Below are 15,453 nucleotides of genomic sequence, written 5' to 3'. Positions count from 1 at the left end.
TATTTATTTCGATATTTAAAGTACATTGAAAGGATTAAGGGGGAATAATTAATGGAAGCTATTGTACATCAACATAAAAAAGGGTTAGAAGGTTTAGAATATAAATTATCACCGGAGATAACTCCTAATGCGGGGGAAGTTAAAGTGAAATTAAGAGCAGCAGGTTTAAATCATCGTGATTTATTTATAATGAATAATAGAAAAGAAATGGAACTACCATTAGTTTTAGGGTCAGATGGTGCAGGTATTGTTATAGAACTAGGAGAAGGAGTTTCAAATATTTCACTACATACCGAGGTTATTATTAACCCTAGTATTGGATGGAATAATACTCATGAAATACCAGAGTTACCTGAAGTACTAGGTGGACCAGCCGATGGAACGTTTGCTGAATATGTTATTGTACCAGCAGAAAATGTAGTGGAAAAGCCATCATATCTTACGTGGGAAGAATCTGGCGTTTTATCTTTATCGGCATTAACTGCATATAGAGCGCTTTTTACAAAAGGTAGATTAAAACCTGAAGAACATGTCCTAATTCCGGGAATCGGCGGTGGTGTAGCTACTTATGCTATGTTATTTGCTAAAGCAATTGGAGCAAAGGTGAGTGTTACTTCAAGGATAGAGGACAAAAGAAAGGCTGCTGAAAAATATGGAGCAGACTTTTCTTTTAATAGTTCTGGTAATTGGGACGAGTGCCTACATGGAGAAAAAGTGGATTTAATTATAGATAGTATAGGTCCGGCGACTTTCTTAAAATATTTTGATATATTAAAACCAAATGGAAGAATCGTTAACTTTGGTGCAAGTTCAGGAGATAAAATCGAATTACCGTTACGAGCATTATTTTATAATCAAATCGATATTATGGGAACATCAATGGGGAGCAGTGAAGAGTTTAATGCGATGATTCATTTTATAGAGGAACATAATATTAAACCAATCATTGATAAAGTATATCCATTAGAAGAAGCAATTCAAGCTTTAAATCGAATGCAGCAAGGAGAACAATTCGGTAATATTGCCCTTCGTATGGAATGAAAATATGATTTCAGAGAAATTATATTTAAATGAACATGTTAAGTATTATATTCATGCATAAAGTGTTTACCATACTATTTAAAATGTTTTACAAGCTTTATACATACTTAGCTCTTGTAAATAGTTACACGATTGTCAAATGAATAGTAATAAAATGAGAATTAGATGAGAAAAGTTTAAGCCCATTTTCATATTGATGTTGTATACTGTGTAAATCAAGAACACTTGTATCTTTATTTAAAGTACAATGAGTAATAATAAGGAGAGAGTAATATGAATTACACAGTATTTCAATGGATTAATAACTTTGCTGGATCATCCAAGCTATTAGATACGCTAATGATCGCTATTACAAATAGTGTTCCATATGTAGCTATTCTATTCATGCTTATCCTATGGTTCAATAATGGAAAGAAAGAGAATGCAATTAGAAAACAATATACAGTGTTATATACGACACTTTCAGTTAGTATTGCATTATTAGTAAATGTTCTTATACATGCGGTATATTACCATCCGCGTCCTTTTATAACACATCATGTAAATCAATTAGTACCGCATGCAGCAGATTCATCATTTGTAAGTGATCATTCTGTACTCGTATTTTCGATTGCTTTCGTATTTATTCTAAGAGGAGAAAAACTTAAATATATCGCGTTAATATGGGCAATATTAGTCGGTGTATCACGCATGTACGTAGGCGTTCATTATCCTCTAGATATACTTGGTGCTGCGTTCTTAACATTTATTACAAGTGGATTAGTGATGCAAAGCGCACGTATATTTGAACCGTTAGCAAGTTTTATTTTCAAAATGTATGCACTAGTAGCAAAACGAGTTCCTTTTTTAGCGAAATATAACCACATAGCGTAAACTTAAGAACCTACCAAAAAGTAGGTTCTTTTTATTTGAAGATTCGAAAAATTTCACTCACCGTATTTTATATTTAAAAACATAAACGATCAGAAACAAATAGCAACTTAGATTGTTTTCTTATCGTTTTAGAGGAATTCACTGAAAAAACTACGAAAAATATAGTATCTAAAATAAAAAAGTGCATCTTCGCATTAATGCATTGTAAAGGAAAGGAGATTAGTATGCATAAACTTCAAACGAATAAAGGCGCTCGATATATGATGATTGCTTTTATTGTTTTGTTTCTTACTATGCTTTTACGCATATTTTATATTCAAGCGGTAGGAGTCGTGCATAATGTTAATGTAAAGGATCTTGCGAAGGAACAACAAAACAAAAATGGAGTTTTAGAGGCAAATCGCGGGACAATTTATGATCAAAACGGTAAAGTATTAGTCCAAGACTCAACGACATATCGCATCGGTGTAAACCTAAAAGGAAAAGATAAATTAAAAGATAAAGAAGATACCGCACAACGTTTAGCAGATGCGCTTGAAGTTGATAAAGAGGAGATCATGAAAAATTTTCACGAAGGACGTACGCAAGTTGAAATTGGTAAAATTGGACGTAACTTATCTAGAGAAGCGAAGGAAGAGATTAATAATTTGAAAATACCAGGTGTATCTTTCACAACAGAAAAAGCCAGAGTATACCCAAATGAAGATTTCGCCTCTTATATACTTGGTTTTGCAAGACCGGACGATAAAGGTAATGCGGTGGGGAAGTTTGGGCTTGAAGAAAGTTTGGATAAATATTTGCGCTCTACAAATGGTAATGTTTCATATGTAGGTTCAAGAAAAGGAATCCCACTTACAAATGATATAGGAAAAGTAGAACCTGCTAAAAATGGAAATAACGTATATCTTACGCTTGATAAACAAATTAATAGTTTTTTAGAAGACGCGATGAATAAAGCGGCGCAACACTATGATCCTTCTATGTTAGTAGGTATTATTGCGGATCCAAAAACAGGCAAGATTTTAGCAATGTCTAGTAAGCCTAGTTATAATCCTAACAAAGGAGACATTGAATATTTTTTAAACGATCCAATTGCGAATGCATTCGAACCAGGGTCTACAATGAAAGTTTTTACATTAGCTGCTGCAATTAATGAAGGTGTATATAACGGGAAAGAATATTTCCAATCAGGAAAATACGCAGTTGGTTCAGCAGAGATTAAAGATCATAATGGCGGCTATGGATGGGGCTCAATTACATTTGATGAAGGGTTTGAAAGGTCATCGAACGTTGCTTTTTCTATTTTAGAAGACCAGTTACTGAAACCAAATAAATTCAAGCAATATATGAATAAATTTGGTTTCAATCAAAAAACAGGGATAGATTTACCTGGAGAAAGTAAAAATACATTATTGTTAAATACTCAAATTCAACAAGTTACTACATCTTTCGGCCAAGGCTCAACTGTAACTCCTATTCAAATCGTACAAGCGGCCACAGCTATAGCAAATGACGGGAAAATGATGCAACCTTATATTGTTGATAAGGTTGTAAATCCAACAAATAAACAAGTTATTATGGAAAATCAACCTAAAGAAATAGGCAATCCGATTAAAAAAGAAACTGCAGATAAGGTAAGGAACTTAATGGAGCGAGTTATTACTTCATCAAAAGGAACGGGAACGATGTATAAAATTGATGGTTATCCGATTGGTGGTAAAACAGGGACAGCGCAAATTCCAAATCCTGAAAATGGACGATATATGGAAGGGAAAGATAATTATATTTTTTCATTCTTGGGAATGGCTCCAATTGATGATCCGCAATTAGTCGTATATTTAGCCATTAAGCAACCTAAATTAAAAGGGAATGAATACGGTGCTCAGCCTCTTGCTGAAATTTTTAAACCAGTTATGAAAAATAGTCTAGAATATTTAAAAGTGAAACCATATACAGAAAAACAAATGGCAGATGCAACAAAGCAATCTGAAATAAAAGTACAAAATTATGTAAATCAAACGATGGATACTGTAAAAAACATTGCAGAAAAAGAGAAACTTCAGCTGGTATTATTAGGAGAAGGAAAGATAATAAAACAATATCCACAGACTGGCGAGGTAATGAGTGAAGGAGATCGTATATTTCTAGTAGGAAATAATGTAAAAATGCCTAATCTAAAAGGTTGGTCAATGCGTGATGTTATGTATTTCTCTAAGTTGTTGAAATTAGATTTAAAAACAACAGGTACAGGGTATGTAACGAGTCAAAGCATTGAAAAGGGACAATATATACAAGAAGGTGATACTTTAAAACTAGATTTGGAACCGCCTCTAGAACCATTAGCAGAAGCGAGTACAAATTAATATCGAATTTTGTAAGAGTCTATAGTATAATAGGCTCTTTTTGTTAGAGTTACATGCAATTTCACGCACCGTATTTTTTAATAAATAAAAAATCAAGTTACAAAATTATAAAGGTTGCTCACTTTTAAAAAACTGATTATTCTTTTTAATCATTTACAATATAAAACCTATGTGATAATATGGAAAAAATCAAATGCAGTGAAGAGAAGAGTAAATAAAATGAATTTTTCACAGAGAGCTCCATTTAGCTGAAAAGGAGCAAAAATTCTTTATTGAACCAAGCCTCTGAGCAGCACATCGGAACCTTTTAAAAGTGGATGGTGTGACGGGAGCTCCCGTTATAGAGCTAAGGTATAAGCATGAAAATAGTGCAGTACCTGATAAGGTTAATATGGCGACATATTAACAAACTAGGGTGGCACCGCGATGATAAATCTCGTCCCTAAGACTTTAAGTCTTGGGGGTGGGATTTTTTTATTGTTTTAAAACAATTTAGAAAGCGGGTGCCTAAAGTGAAAAAATTACTTAAAGATTTGAAATATCCTTTATTACTATTGTCCGGAGTTGGTATTGCGAATTTAGGTGCATGGATTTATTTAATCGCACTGAATGTACTTGTCTATAATATGGGTGGCTCAGCCTTAGCTGTCGCTACTTTATATGTGATAAAACCATTAGCCACTTTATTTACAAACGCTTGGTCAGGAAGTATGATAGATCGTTTAAATAAACGAAAGTTAATGATTCACCTTGATATATACCGCGCAGTATTTATCGCCATTTTACCCTTGCTTCCATCTCTTTGGATTATCTATCTTTTAGTATTCTTTATTAGCATGGCTAGTGCGATTTATGAGCCAACTGCTATGACATATATGACGAAATTAATTCCAGTAGAGCAAAGACAACGTTTCAACTCACTACGTAGTTTAATAGGATCTGGTGCATTTTTAATTGGTCCAGCAGTGGCGGGGATATTATTAATAACTGGTACACCAGAGTTTGCTATATATATGAATGCTATAGCATTTCTGTTATCAGGGTTCATTACATTGCTTTTACCTAATCTTGATAAAAAAGATGATTCTAATACATCCAATGATAAATTGTCACTAACTGTATTAAAGAAAGATTGGAACATAGTTTTAAATTTTAGTAAAAAATCTATGTATATTGTTTGTGTTTACTTCTTATTTCAAGGGATGATGGTATTAGCTACCGCTATTGATTCACTTGAATTATCATTTGCGAAAGAAGTTTTATTGTTAACAGATAGTGAATATGGCTTTTTAGTTAGTATCGCTGGAGCGGGTTTTATTTTAGGAGCCATAACAAATACAATTTTATCAAAAAAATTAACACCTTCATTTCTAATTGGGATAGGATCATTATTCATTGCAATTGGATATTTGATTTATGCTTTTTCAAGTGAGTTTTTAATAGCTGCTATTGGATTCTTTATTTTATCTTTCTCTATGGCATATGCAAATACAGGATTTTACACATTTTATCAAAATAACGTTCCGGTTCATATGATGGGACGAATCGGGAGTATATACGGGCTCGTTATAGCTGTTTTTACAATTTTTATAACGATTCTGTTCGGCGTTGCAACTCAATTCACTTCTATACAACTTGTAGTCATTGTAGGAGTATTGGTAATGCTACTTATTACTATCATATTGTGCGTGTTTACTTTATTACCATCGCAGTCTAAGGTATATTCCGCTGAATCAATAAATTCGAAATAGTTCCCTTGGTTTTTATTTGAAAATTAGGGGTTGAATAGGAGGTTTCTTTCCCCTATATATGGAAAAATAATAAGGGGAAAGAACAATACCAATAAACAAGGGTGGTTATTATGATAAAAACAAAAGATCAAATAGAGAAAATTGTAAAAGAAATACATCGGAATATAGATTTTTCTGGGGTAGTCTTAATAAAAAAAGATGATGATATTATTTATGAAAATTCATTTGGATATGCTAACCGAAGTGAATGTATAAACAATACACTACAAGCAAGATTTGGAATTGCCTCAGGATGCAAATTATTTACTGCTATCAGTATCTGTCAACTTGTTGAAAGAGGTGTAATTACTTTTCATACAAAGTTAAAAGATTGTCTACATATTAAATTCCCAAACTTTAATGAAGATATTACAGTACATCAACTTTTAACGCATAGTTCGGGTATTCCAGATTATTTTGATGAAAGTATCATGGATAACTTTGAAGACCTTTGGAAACAAACTCCTATGTATCTATTAAAAAGTTTAAAAGACTTTTTACCATTATTCCAAAACAGTAATATGATGTTTACACCAGGAAGTAAGTTTTACTATAATAATGCAGGTTTTATTATACTTGGATTAATTATAGAACAGCAGACAGGACTTGAATTTACGGAATATATAGAAAGAAACATATTTGTTCCAGTTGGCATGAATGATTCAGGCTATTTCTCTTTAGATAATTTACCAAAACATACAGCTCTCGGATATATAAAGGATGGAAATAGTCAAAAATGGAGAACAAATGCATACTCTATACCCATAAAAGGAGGTTCTGATGGTGGTGCTTATATTACTGCACCAGACATGGTGAAATTTTGGGAAGCTCTATTTAACAATGAAATATTAAGCCACGAATATACGAAGTTACTTTTAACTCCTCATATTTTAGTGAATAATAGCCAGTCTTACGGCTATGGAATATGGATTGAAAAAAGACAAGGAAATATTTTTAAATATCATGTAATGGGATATGATCCAGGCGTGAGTTTTCGCTCGGCCGTATACCCGGAATTAGGAATTACATTAGTTATTCCATCAAATAAAGGGGCAGGACCTGAAAAACTAATGGTAGAAATAGAAGGAGCTTTTTAATTACATGGATATAAAAATTAGAGCATATAAAAAAGAAGACGAAATAAGCTAGGTACGTTGCCGTGCGTTATCTTTTTTAGATACAGCATATTATGACAATGTACTTAGAGAGAAAGAAAAATATGAAAATCCTGCTATTGAATTAGTAGCTGTACACGAAGATCAAATAGTGGGTTTAATAGATATTGAATACGAATTAGAAGAACGTACTGTTTGTTCAAGAGGAACTGGTCTTGGCGGTATGATTTGGCATATTGCAGTTCATCCCGATTTTCGCAGAAGGAGAATTGGTAATCAATTATTAAATGAAGCAGAAAAGATGGCTAAAGAACTTAAGCTAAATCGATTGGAAGCATGGACTAGAGACAATCTGTGGGTACATGGATGGTATGAAAAAAATGCTTTTGTAAACGTAGATTCATATTTACACGTATATTCTGATCATACAGATGAAATAAAAGATGTAATAAATAGTAATATAAAACAGTTAAATCCGGTTCAAACATTTGCTCATTACACAGGTGAAAATAAAGAAGAGATAAGAAAACAATTTAAACGGGTTCATGAATGTACTCGTTTTGAATACAGGTACTAAAAGACGTACGAGTAAAAAGTACGTCTTTTTACTTTTATAAATAATGCTTAAGACTGATGTAAAAGAACACTCCATATTTTACAATTTAATGTAGATATTGTATTTCAAGTATCGAATAAAGAAAGAAGAATATAATTTTTAAAGGGAAACGTGTAAATAGGGGGGATTTAATTGGATATTATCGTTGTTATTCTTATTATCGTTTTAATGCAAGGGAAAGAACGTAAAGTGAAAATTAATCGTATTTGGCTTGTTCCAGCTTTATTGTTCTATGTAACAATTCAGTCCATTGTTCACATGGAGCAAGTAACTTTATTGCAAGGACTTCTCTTCGGTGCAATGTTTGGAATTGGATTGGCACTTGGGATTATTAGGGGGAAAGCTTTAACATTTCGGTTAGATAGTGAAACGGGTCATGTATTACGAAAAGGAAATTGGTTAAGTACAATTATTCTCCTTGTTATTTTAGGTGCGAAAATCGTGATTAAGCAAAGTATGTTTTCTGGCAGTACGCACTCCACATTAATGGTTGTAACGAATGCCTTCCTCTGTATCACATTAGGTACAGTAATTAGTAGACGATATTATATTTGGAAAAAATATAATGAATTAACACAAAGAGTATAAAAAAATCATCCCTTGTTTAACAATCTTTTGAATGGTGATACTAATTAACATTGAACTTTTTATAATAAGGGATGATATTATGATTTTTATCTACACAGATTTCGGTGGAACGCATACAACCTCGCTAGCTGCAGCTTATCATTTAAATAAATTACCAACTGATCGGAAGTTAACGAAAGAAGAAATTTTAAATGTGGAGTACTTTAATAAATTGAAAACAGAAGATATGGGGAAAATTATTTTTCATGGACAAGATGAATATGGGAATCCCGTATATACAATTGGATGCGGGGCATCAAAAGTCGTTGTACCTGCGATGAAGCATTTAGGAGAGATTCTGCAAAAACATTATCAAAACCATGACAAGATTATTTTCTCTAATACATCACCAACAGTTCCATTGCCAATGACTTTAGGCGGTTTGTTTTCTAGAAGATTTCATATTGATTTTATTGGTGTACCGTTACTCGTATGGGGAGCAAAAATTTGCTGTGATAATATCCAGCGACTTGTCAGTTATACGAAAGAAGCGGGGCGAATGACGAATGATTATGTTGTTATTTTAGATAACGAAACATTTAAGTAATGTAATGTTAAAAGAAAGCCGGAAAATTTTGTGGTTTTCTTTTTTTTGATAAATAGACAAAAAACATTCACATTTATTATACATCTACTATAGCCAAAATAATAAAGTCCTGTTACTATTACAGGGGATATTCTCTTTTCGTAAGATAAATATATAGAAAAGTCAGAAAAGAGGAACAGAATAAGGGAGGAACAACATGAAGCGTGTTGCTTGGTTTACTGATAGTACAACTGCGAGTTTTACAACAGATGGTGATAACTTTGTTATCCCAATTGAAGTTATTATTGATGGAGTGTCTTATAAGGATTGTGAAGAAGGAGTTCATAAACGTCTTTATGAAGCGTTAAATGATGGAAGAACAGTTACTACTTCGCAACCTAATATAGGGGAAATGGTAGAATTATTTACTAAATGCAAAGAAGAATATGAAGAAGGCTTTGCAGTTGCTATTAGCGGAAAAGTAAGTGGGACCTATCAAAATATGAAGTTAGCTGCTGATATGGCAGGTTTCCCTTTAACTGTATTAGATAGTGAAACGACAAGTTATCCAATGGATGAACTTTTGAGAAAAGCTAAAACGTTATACAATGATGGTATGACTTTACAAGATATACATAAAACATTAGTAGATGAAAAAAGAAGGCCTTTTTATGTATTTCCAAAAAGCTTAAAAGGTTTATATGCAAGTGGTCGAGTAAAGGGAGTTCAATTTTTACTTGGAAGTTTATTAAGTGTCAACTTAATCTTAGAAGTAAAAGGCGGCGAACTTTTACTTGAAAAGAAAGTGCGTAAAATCCAAAAATGTAGAGAATACATTAAAAATGAGCTTGAAAAAGAATTACCAAAAGTACTTCATATGTTCTATGCTAACGATAAAAATGGAGCTGAAGAATGGATTTCAGATATTAAACAAGCATTCCCTGAAATGGATTTCAAGCTTTATCCATTGCCGATTTCATTTGCTGTACATGCAGGTGAAGGTACAATAGCAATTAGTTATTAAGAGGAAAACCCGTGAATGATTCGCGGGTTTTTTTATTTTTTTCTATAATTACCCTATACTAGATAATTATATATAGATGGATAAAAGGATTTCCTACTATTAGAAAAGAAGTATTTATAAACAAATACTAAAATGGTAGTGATATTATGAAAATCGGAAAGTTTGGAGAAAAAAACAATATAAGTATAGATACAATTAGACATTATATGGATCTCGGACTAATTATTCCTGAAAAAAAGGGTGGCCATTATTTTTTTGATGAGTATTGTCAAAAAGATGTAGAGCTTATATTAGAGTACAAATGGCTAGGATTTAGTTTGAATGAAATTAAAGAACTTTTTCTTTATAAAAGTTTAGCAAAATCTATAAATTATGAAAAAGATACTTTTTACCAATCTTTATTTAAATTGAAATATGAAAAGATTGAACAAGAAATACAAATTTTAGAGGAAAGAAGAGATAAATTAAAGGCAGCGTTAAATGATTTATCTATAACAACTGAGATTTCTAATTCAATTTTAGGGGTAGATTTAAGGGTGCTTAATTTTCTTACATGTTTTAAGTGTAGCGGAAATTTAATTCTTCAAGATGGAATTATTAATAGTAATCAAATTACGGAGGGGAAATTAACTTGTAATTGCGGCGAAGAATATGTTATTAATTCAGGGATTTTAACAGCAGATAAATCATTTGAAACGTCTGACAGGGCTTCTTTTGAAGATCCTATTTCAGATTATATCCATGCAACTGATTCTTCTTATTTGGAGAATATACATAGAATAGGAGAATGGGCGAAAAAGAAACTAAAACAACTAGATTTAAATGACAAGGTAATACTTGATATAGGATCGGGTCTTGGATTCTTTTTACGAAATATTTATGAAAAGCTGCCAGAGGATTGCTTATATATTGCTGTTGATCGAGATTTGAATAAACTTCTATTTTTAAAAGATGTAATTGAAAAAAGAAATTCCAAAAGAAACATTCTTTTTATTTGCGCTGATTTTTTAAGTATACCTATTCAGAACCATTCTGTTGATATTGTAATTGATCAGTCTGGTACAAGTAATTACAGTTTTGAGCATGAAAAATTTTTATTGCACGAATTAAACTATCTATTCAAACCTGATTGTTATTTATTAAGTTCATTTATTGTATTTAAAAATTTTAGCATAAATAGCCAAATTACAACTAGATTAAGAGATAATTTTACGTCTTCAAAAGTCAAGGGAGAAATCCAAAAGCTACAGTTTAATTCCATAGATGAAAGAACTTCAGAATATATAGAACGAGGAGGAAAATACGAGGATTTCTTTGTTCAAGGAGAAGAAATTTATACATATTCATTTTTCGGAAAAAGATGGGGTTAACCCCATCTTTTTTAATTTTTCTTTTAAAAGTTTTTAATACTAGCATATTGATATTGGGTTGACCCGAGAACTTACACTGTACGTAATACAAAGTTAAGCGGGAGGGAAAAGTTATGGGGAGTTTACGATTACATTTACAAAATGAAAAAAGCAAACAAGAACTAAGAAATATTTGTCTCTATGTAATTGGGAAAACAGTATCAATATTTGGTAGCTCTATTTATAGTTTCGCATTAGGATTATATGTTTTACAAATAACCGGATCAGCATTAAATTTCGCAATTACACTCATTTTAGGAACGATTCCAATGATTGTTATGAATCCATTTGCCGGCGTAATCGCAGATAAGGTTGATAAAAAGAAGCTGGTTATTTGTATGGATCTACTAAATGGAGGCTTATTAATTGCTGTTTATATAGTAAGCAGCAATTATGGATTAAACTTATTCATTATTTATGCTACTACCTTTCTTATGTCGGTATTTACAACATTCTTTGGAATAGGGTTAGAAGCGGCAAAACCAAATATCGTTTCTAAAGAGAGGTTAATGAGTATTAACTCTATAAGTAAAATTATCGATTCTGTATCTTTAATTCTCGGTCCTATGTTAGGTGGCATCGTTTTTGCTGTATTAGATATAAAAACTTTTATAATTATAAATGGTATTTCATTTATTCTTTCGGGCATATCCATATTGTTTATTCACTTTAAATTGTTCGAGTACAACATAAATGATGGATGTTCAAAAAGAGAAATTAATTTTATTAAAGATATAAAAGAGGGGTTTTCTTACTTAATTGAAAAGGAAAGCTTAAAGAATACGTTTAGTATTTTAACTTCACTTAATTTCTTCCTAGGTTTTGCTGTAACTGTTCCATTGCCATATATTATAAACACGGTTCTCAATCTAAGTTCTAAGCAATTTGGTATGATTCAAGGGACTTTTCCTGTAGGGATGATAATTGGTGCAATTTTAGTAAAAAAGATAACTAATCGTTTTTCTTACTCTTATCTTTTGAAAAAGCTAAGTTCAATGTTGGCAGTTTTTATGATTATTTCAGGAATTCCAGTTCTATTCAAAAGTTTTGAAGTAAATGATTTTGTATACGTTATTACGTATTGTGTTGTTATGTTCTTTTTAGGGCTAATAATAGCGTTAATTGATATTCCTTTAATTTATTTCACGCAAAAAGAGATTCCTGATGAATATAGGGGGAGAGTACTCAGTATTGGATTAAGTATAGGTAAAATGATGCAGCCAATAGCATTGGCATTATCAGGATTATTATTAAATTATATCCCTGCTTACACGCTTCCAATTACAGGAGGGATAGTATTTCTTATTTTGAATAAGGCTTATTCAAATAAGTTGAACTTAGAAATTCATTCAAAAGATTATAGTGTTTTGCGTAGCTAAGTAAATTTGTTAAGTAACAAAAAGATGTTTATTTTGCAATAGAGTCCTTTAAAAAATAATAATGTTGTTTAAAAATCCTTCTTTAACTAAAGTGATAGATGGTCGAAGTAAAGGCAGTAATAAAGAAGTGCCATTCCTAATGTGGACTGGCACTTTGTAAGATACAAAATTTATTATTTGATCTCGGCTGTAGAATTTGATTTATCTATTTTGTATTTACTAATAAATGTGTTAATGCTTGCTTTAATGGTGTAGCCTGACGTTCTAATAAGAAATTTAAATGGGTATGTGTTGATTCTAATCCTCCTTCACGAATCCCTTTTTGAGTCATTACTAACATTGGAAGGTAGGCTTCAGGTACTCCAGCACCTTTTAACATTTCTTCATAAGAAGAGTCATCTACTTCTAATAAAGGAATTTCTTTACCTAATACTTCACTTAATGTATCAACAAATTGCTGTTGTTTTAAATTTTCACCAGAAAGTTCATAAATCTTATTTTTGTGACCATCAGCTACCAAAACATTCGTTGCTGCTTCAGCTAAATCCGGACGATATACCCAACCGATTTTCCCTTCTCCTGCAGAAGTCACCCAAGGGGCACCAGCCATACAGCTTTGAATTGTACCAAGTTCATTTTCTACATACCAGTTGTTACGCAGAATCACATAAGGAATACCTGATTCAATAATTGCTACTTCACGTGCTCTATGCATGCCTGCTAGGAAGAAGTCATTTCCTTCTGCTCTTGTAACACTTGGATAAATAATTTGTTTTACACCTGTTGCTTGGGCAGCTTCTACTGCATTTGTATGCTGACGTATAACTGTATCAAAGTCACCAAATGTTGACATGATGAATAAACGATCAACATCTTTGAATGCTGAAAACAAGGTTTCTTGATTTTCAAAATCCGTTACACGTACTTCTAAGCCTTGTTCTTTATAGCTTAGTGCTTTTTCAGACTTGTCATCACGTACACCAACAAGTATTTCTTCAATTGATAATCTGGTAAGTAAATACTCAACAATTTTAGAACCTAAATTTCCGTTTGCACCTGTTACAAAAACTTTCATACAATCTCCTCCGTTACATACAGCGTTATTTTTGATTTTTGTATACATTACATATACTATTTCTTAAGAAGGATTTATGTAAGTAGGCACAATTTAATAACATAGTCATAAAAATAGTACTTAGCGAAAAAGGAGATTTTATTATGGCACGTTTTAGTTATCAAGATGAATCGGTTTCTGAAGAAACACAGCAAGAAATTTGTCCATTAACAGTTACCCAAAATGCAATTGCAGGAAGATGGAAAATCGTGATTTTGTGGCATTTAAGCAAAAATGAAATTATTAGGTTTAATGAATTATTGAGGATGTTACCTGGCATCTCAAAAGGAATCTTAACTAGACAATTAAGAGAGCTTGAAGAGGACGAGCTAGTACACAGAGAAGTTTATAAAGTTGTTCCACCAAAGGTAGAATATTCTTTAACAGAGCAGGGGGAAAAGTTTATACCTGTATTAGAAGCAATGCAAGCTTGGGGTAAAGATTTACTAAATAAAAAAATAGAGATGTATGAAAAGCGTCAGGACTAATAAATTATTAATACCTTCCTATTACCAATAGGAAGGTATTAAGTTCAAATTAAATACTGAACAATTTATTAATGTAAGTTGTACTGGAAAACTATCGTAATTCGGCTGTCTTTCTAATAACTATTTTATCAATATCATCTTCTTCATCACCAATAAATAATCCGCGCTCTTTTAAATATGTTTCGAAGTATAAATCTGCTTCTGCACGTTCATCATATGGCTTTACAGATAGAACGAAACCTAATTTATTTTGCCCCTCTAAATGAGAAGTGGAGATGTAAGCCGGTACATTGTGGCGTAAAAAGAGCTCTTTAACCGGAATAATCATATCTTTCATTAATTTCGTTAGCATACCCATTTCAAACTCAAAATTAAAGCGATCTATACTAGATAAATCCGCGAATACTACACCAATAAAACCTGTATTAAATACTTCTTGATATTCAATGTCTTCGTCACCATAAAAATTCTTTTCGATCAAATAATTTATAAAATAAGAAACACCATCACTTTGTTCAAAAGGTTTTGTTGAAAGAACGAAGCCAATTTTCTGTTGTTTATGTAAATACACACATGACATGTATGCAGCGATATTATGTTCTTTAAATAATGCACTCGTTGCTCCAGATAGACCATCTAGTACGTGATGAACAATTTGAAGTTTTTTACGAGCGAAATAATAGGATTTCTTTTGTAACTCCAATGTATCAATAAAGACAGAGCCGATAAAGCCTGTATTTGAAATAATAGGTGTTTGCTTTTTTCTTCCTCTGCGCTTTGCTTGAGTCATTGTTAAAATCATCCCTTCATGTACAATTAAAATAAAAAGAACATTTGTTCGTATATTTATATTTTACTATTAAAACGCTCTAAAGTAAAGGGTTTTTGATGAAAAAACAACAAAAAAGACACCTGTAAAAGGTGTCTTAAACGCTGTAGGGAAGAGGGTTCATCCCAATTATTTATATTAAGATACAGAAACAATCTCTTCTGTATCTTCTACATCTAAATGACAGTCCATAGTACGGACATCTTGATCCTCATGACTTCCGAAATAAATAGTAATTTTCATATGTATCGCTCCTTTA

At 31.9% G+C, this 15,453-nt stretch carries 13 protein-coding genes, 1 pseudogene and 1 other annotated feature; of the genes and pseudogenes, 12 read left to right on the top strand and 2 right to left on the bottom strand.

Translation table 11 applies throughout. From position 1 onward, the window contains the following. Window positions 1–51: 51 nt before the first annotated feature. The 11 genes and pseudogenes from AC1DKZ_RS11315 (at window position 52) to AC1DKZ_RS11265 (ending at window position 12,763) form a co-directional block, all read left to right on the top strand. Entirely contained in the window at window positions 52–1,041 is a 990-nt protein-coding gene (locus AC1DKZ_RS11315) for a zinc-binding dehydrogenase (protein ID WP_242245641.1), read from the top strand. A 273-nt stretch (window positions 1,042–1,314) separates the two neighbouring features. Then, complete coding sequence (locus tag AC1DKZ_RS11310) at window positions 1,315–1,914, top strand: undecaprenyl-diphosphatase (protein WP_002085252.1); 600 nt, start codon at window positions 1,315–1,317, stop codon at window positions 1,912–1,914. A gap of 224 nt (window positions 1,915–2,138) precedes the next feature. Next, window positions 2,139–4,277 carry a penicillin-binding protein gene (locus AC1DKZ_RS11305; RefSeq protein ID WP_476996245.1) on the top strand — a complete coding sequence of 713 codons (2,139 nt, stop codon included), beginning with the start codon at window positions 2,139–2,141 and terminating at the stop codon, window positions 4,275–4,277. A gap of 189 nt (window positions 4,278–4,466) precedes the next feature. Beyond that, window positions 4,467–4,724 (top strand) — a binding site (T-box leader). Between the two features lie 65 nt (window positions 4,725–4,789). Further along, window positions 4,790–6,028 (top strand): MFS transporter, encoded by a 1,239-nt coding sequence (locus AC1DKZ_RS11300; RefSeq protein ID WP_476996244.1) that lies wholly within the window; start codon window positions 4,790–4,792, stop codon window positions 6,026–6,028. 110 nt (window positions 6,029–6,138) lie between these two features. Continuing rightward, window positions 6,139–7,164 carry a serine hydrolase domain-containing protein gene (locus tag AC1DKZ_RS11295; protein WP_242245635.1) on the top strand — a complete coding sequence of 342 codons (1,026 nt, stop codon included), beginning with the start codon at window positions 6,139–6,141 and terminating at the stop codon, window positions 7,162–7,164. 4 nt (window positions 7,165–7,168) lie between these two features. Further along, window positions 7,169–7,759 (top strand): annotated as a pseudogene (locus AC1DKZ_RS11290) (GNAT family N-acetyltransferase). 171 nt (window positions 7,760–7,930) lie between these two features. Beyond that, a complete protein-coding gene (locus tag AC1DKZ_RS11285; RefSeq protein WP_476996243.1) occupies window positions 7,931–8,386 on the top strand; it encodes a CcdC protein domain-containing protein in 456 nt (151 codons plus the stop codon). A 79-nt stretch (window positions 8,387–8,465) separates the two neighbouring features. Then, on the top strand, window positions 8,466–8,972 hold the full coding sequence (locus AC1DKZ_RS11280) for a DUF3189 family protein (protein ID WP_002085266.1): 507 nt from the start codon (window positions 8,466–8,468) through the stop codon (window positions 8,970–8,972). A 196-nt stretch (window positions 8,973–9,168) separates the two neighbouring features. Beyond that, complete coding sequence (locus AC1DKZ_RS11275) at window positions 9,169–9,975, top strand: DegV family protein (protein ID WP_002013192.1); 807 nt, start codon at window positions 9,169–9,171, stop codon at window positions 9,973–9,975. Window positions 9,976–10,121: 146 nt separating this feature from the next. Continuing rightward, window positions 10,122–11,345: a methyltransferase domain-containing protein gene (locus AC1DKZ_RS11270; RefSeq protein ID WP_476996242.1), complete on the top strand. Its 1,224-nt coding sequence runs from the start codon at window positions 10,122–10,124 to the stop codon at window positions 11,343–11,345. Window positions 11,346–11,458: 113 nt separating this feature from the next. After that, complete coding sequence (locus tag AC1DKZ_RS11265) at window positions 11,459–12,763, top strand: MFS transporter (RefSeq protein WP_427282866.1); 1,305 nt, start codon at window positions 11,459–11,461, stop codon at window positions 12,761–12,763. A gap of 205 nt (window positions 12,764–12,968) precedes the next feature. Here the strand turns inward: AC1DKZ_RS11265 and AC1DKZ_RS11260 are convergent, their stop codons facing one another. Next, window positions 12,969–13,838 carry an NmrA family NAD(P)-binding protein gene (locus tag AC1DKZ_RS11260; RefSeq protein ID WP_476996241.1) on the bottom strand — a complete coding sequence of 290 codons (870 nt, stop codon included), beginning with the start codon at window positions 13,836–13,838 and terminating at the stop codon, window positions 12,969–12,971. Window positions 13,839–13,981: 143 nt separating this feature from the next. Between AC1DKZ_RS11260 and AC1DKZ_RS11255 the strand changes: the two genes are divergently transcribed. Beyond that, the gene (locus AC1DKZ_RS11255; RefSeq protein WP_002085280.1) at window positions 13,982–14,365 is read left to right on the top strand and encodes a winged helix-turn-helix transcriptional regulator; all 384 of its coding nucleotides are present in this window, start codon (window positions 13,982–13,984) and stop codon (window positions 14,363–14,365) included. Between the two features lie 91 nt (window positions 14,366–14,456). On the opposite strand, the gene AC1DKZ_RS11250 is transcribed toward AC1DKZ_RS11255, so the two are convergent. Further along, entirely contained in the window at window positions 14,457–15,155 is a 699-nt protein-coding gene (locus AC1DKZ_RS11250; protein WP_476996240.1) for a hypothetical protein, read from the bottom strand. Window positions 15,156–15,453 lie beyond the last annotated feature (298 nt).

Source organism: Bacillus sp. 05T21, from assembly GCF_056396785.1.
Note: the sequence above shows the minus strand (reverse complement) of the source record. Positions and strands in the feature narration are given on the sequence as shown.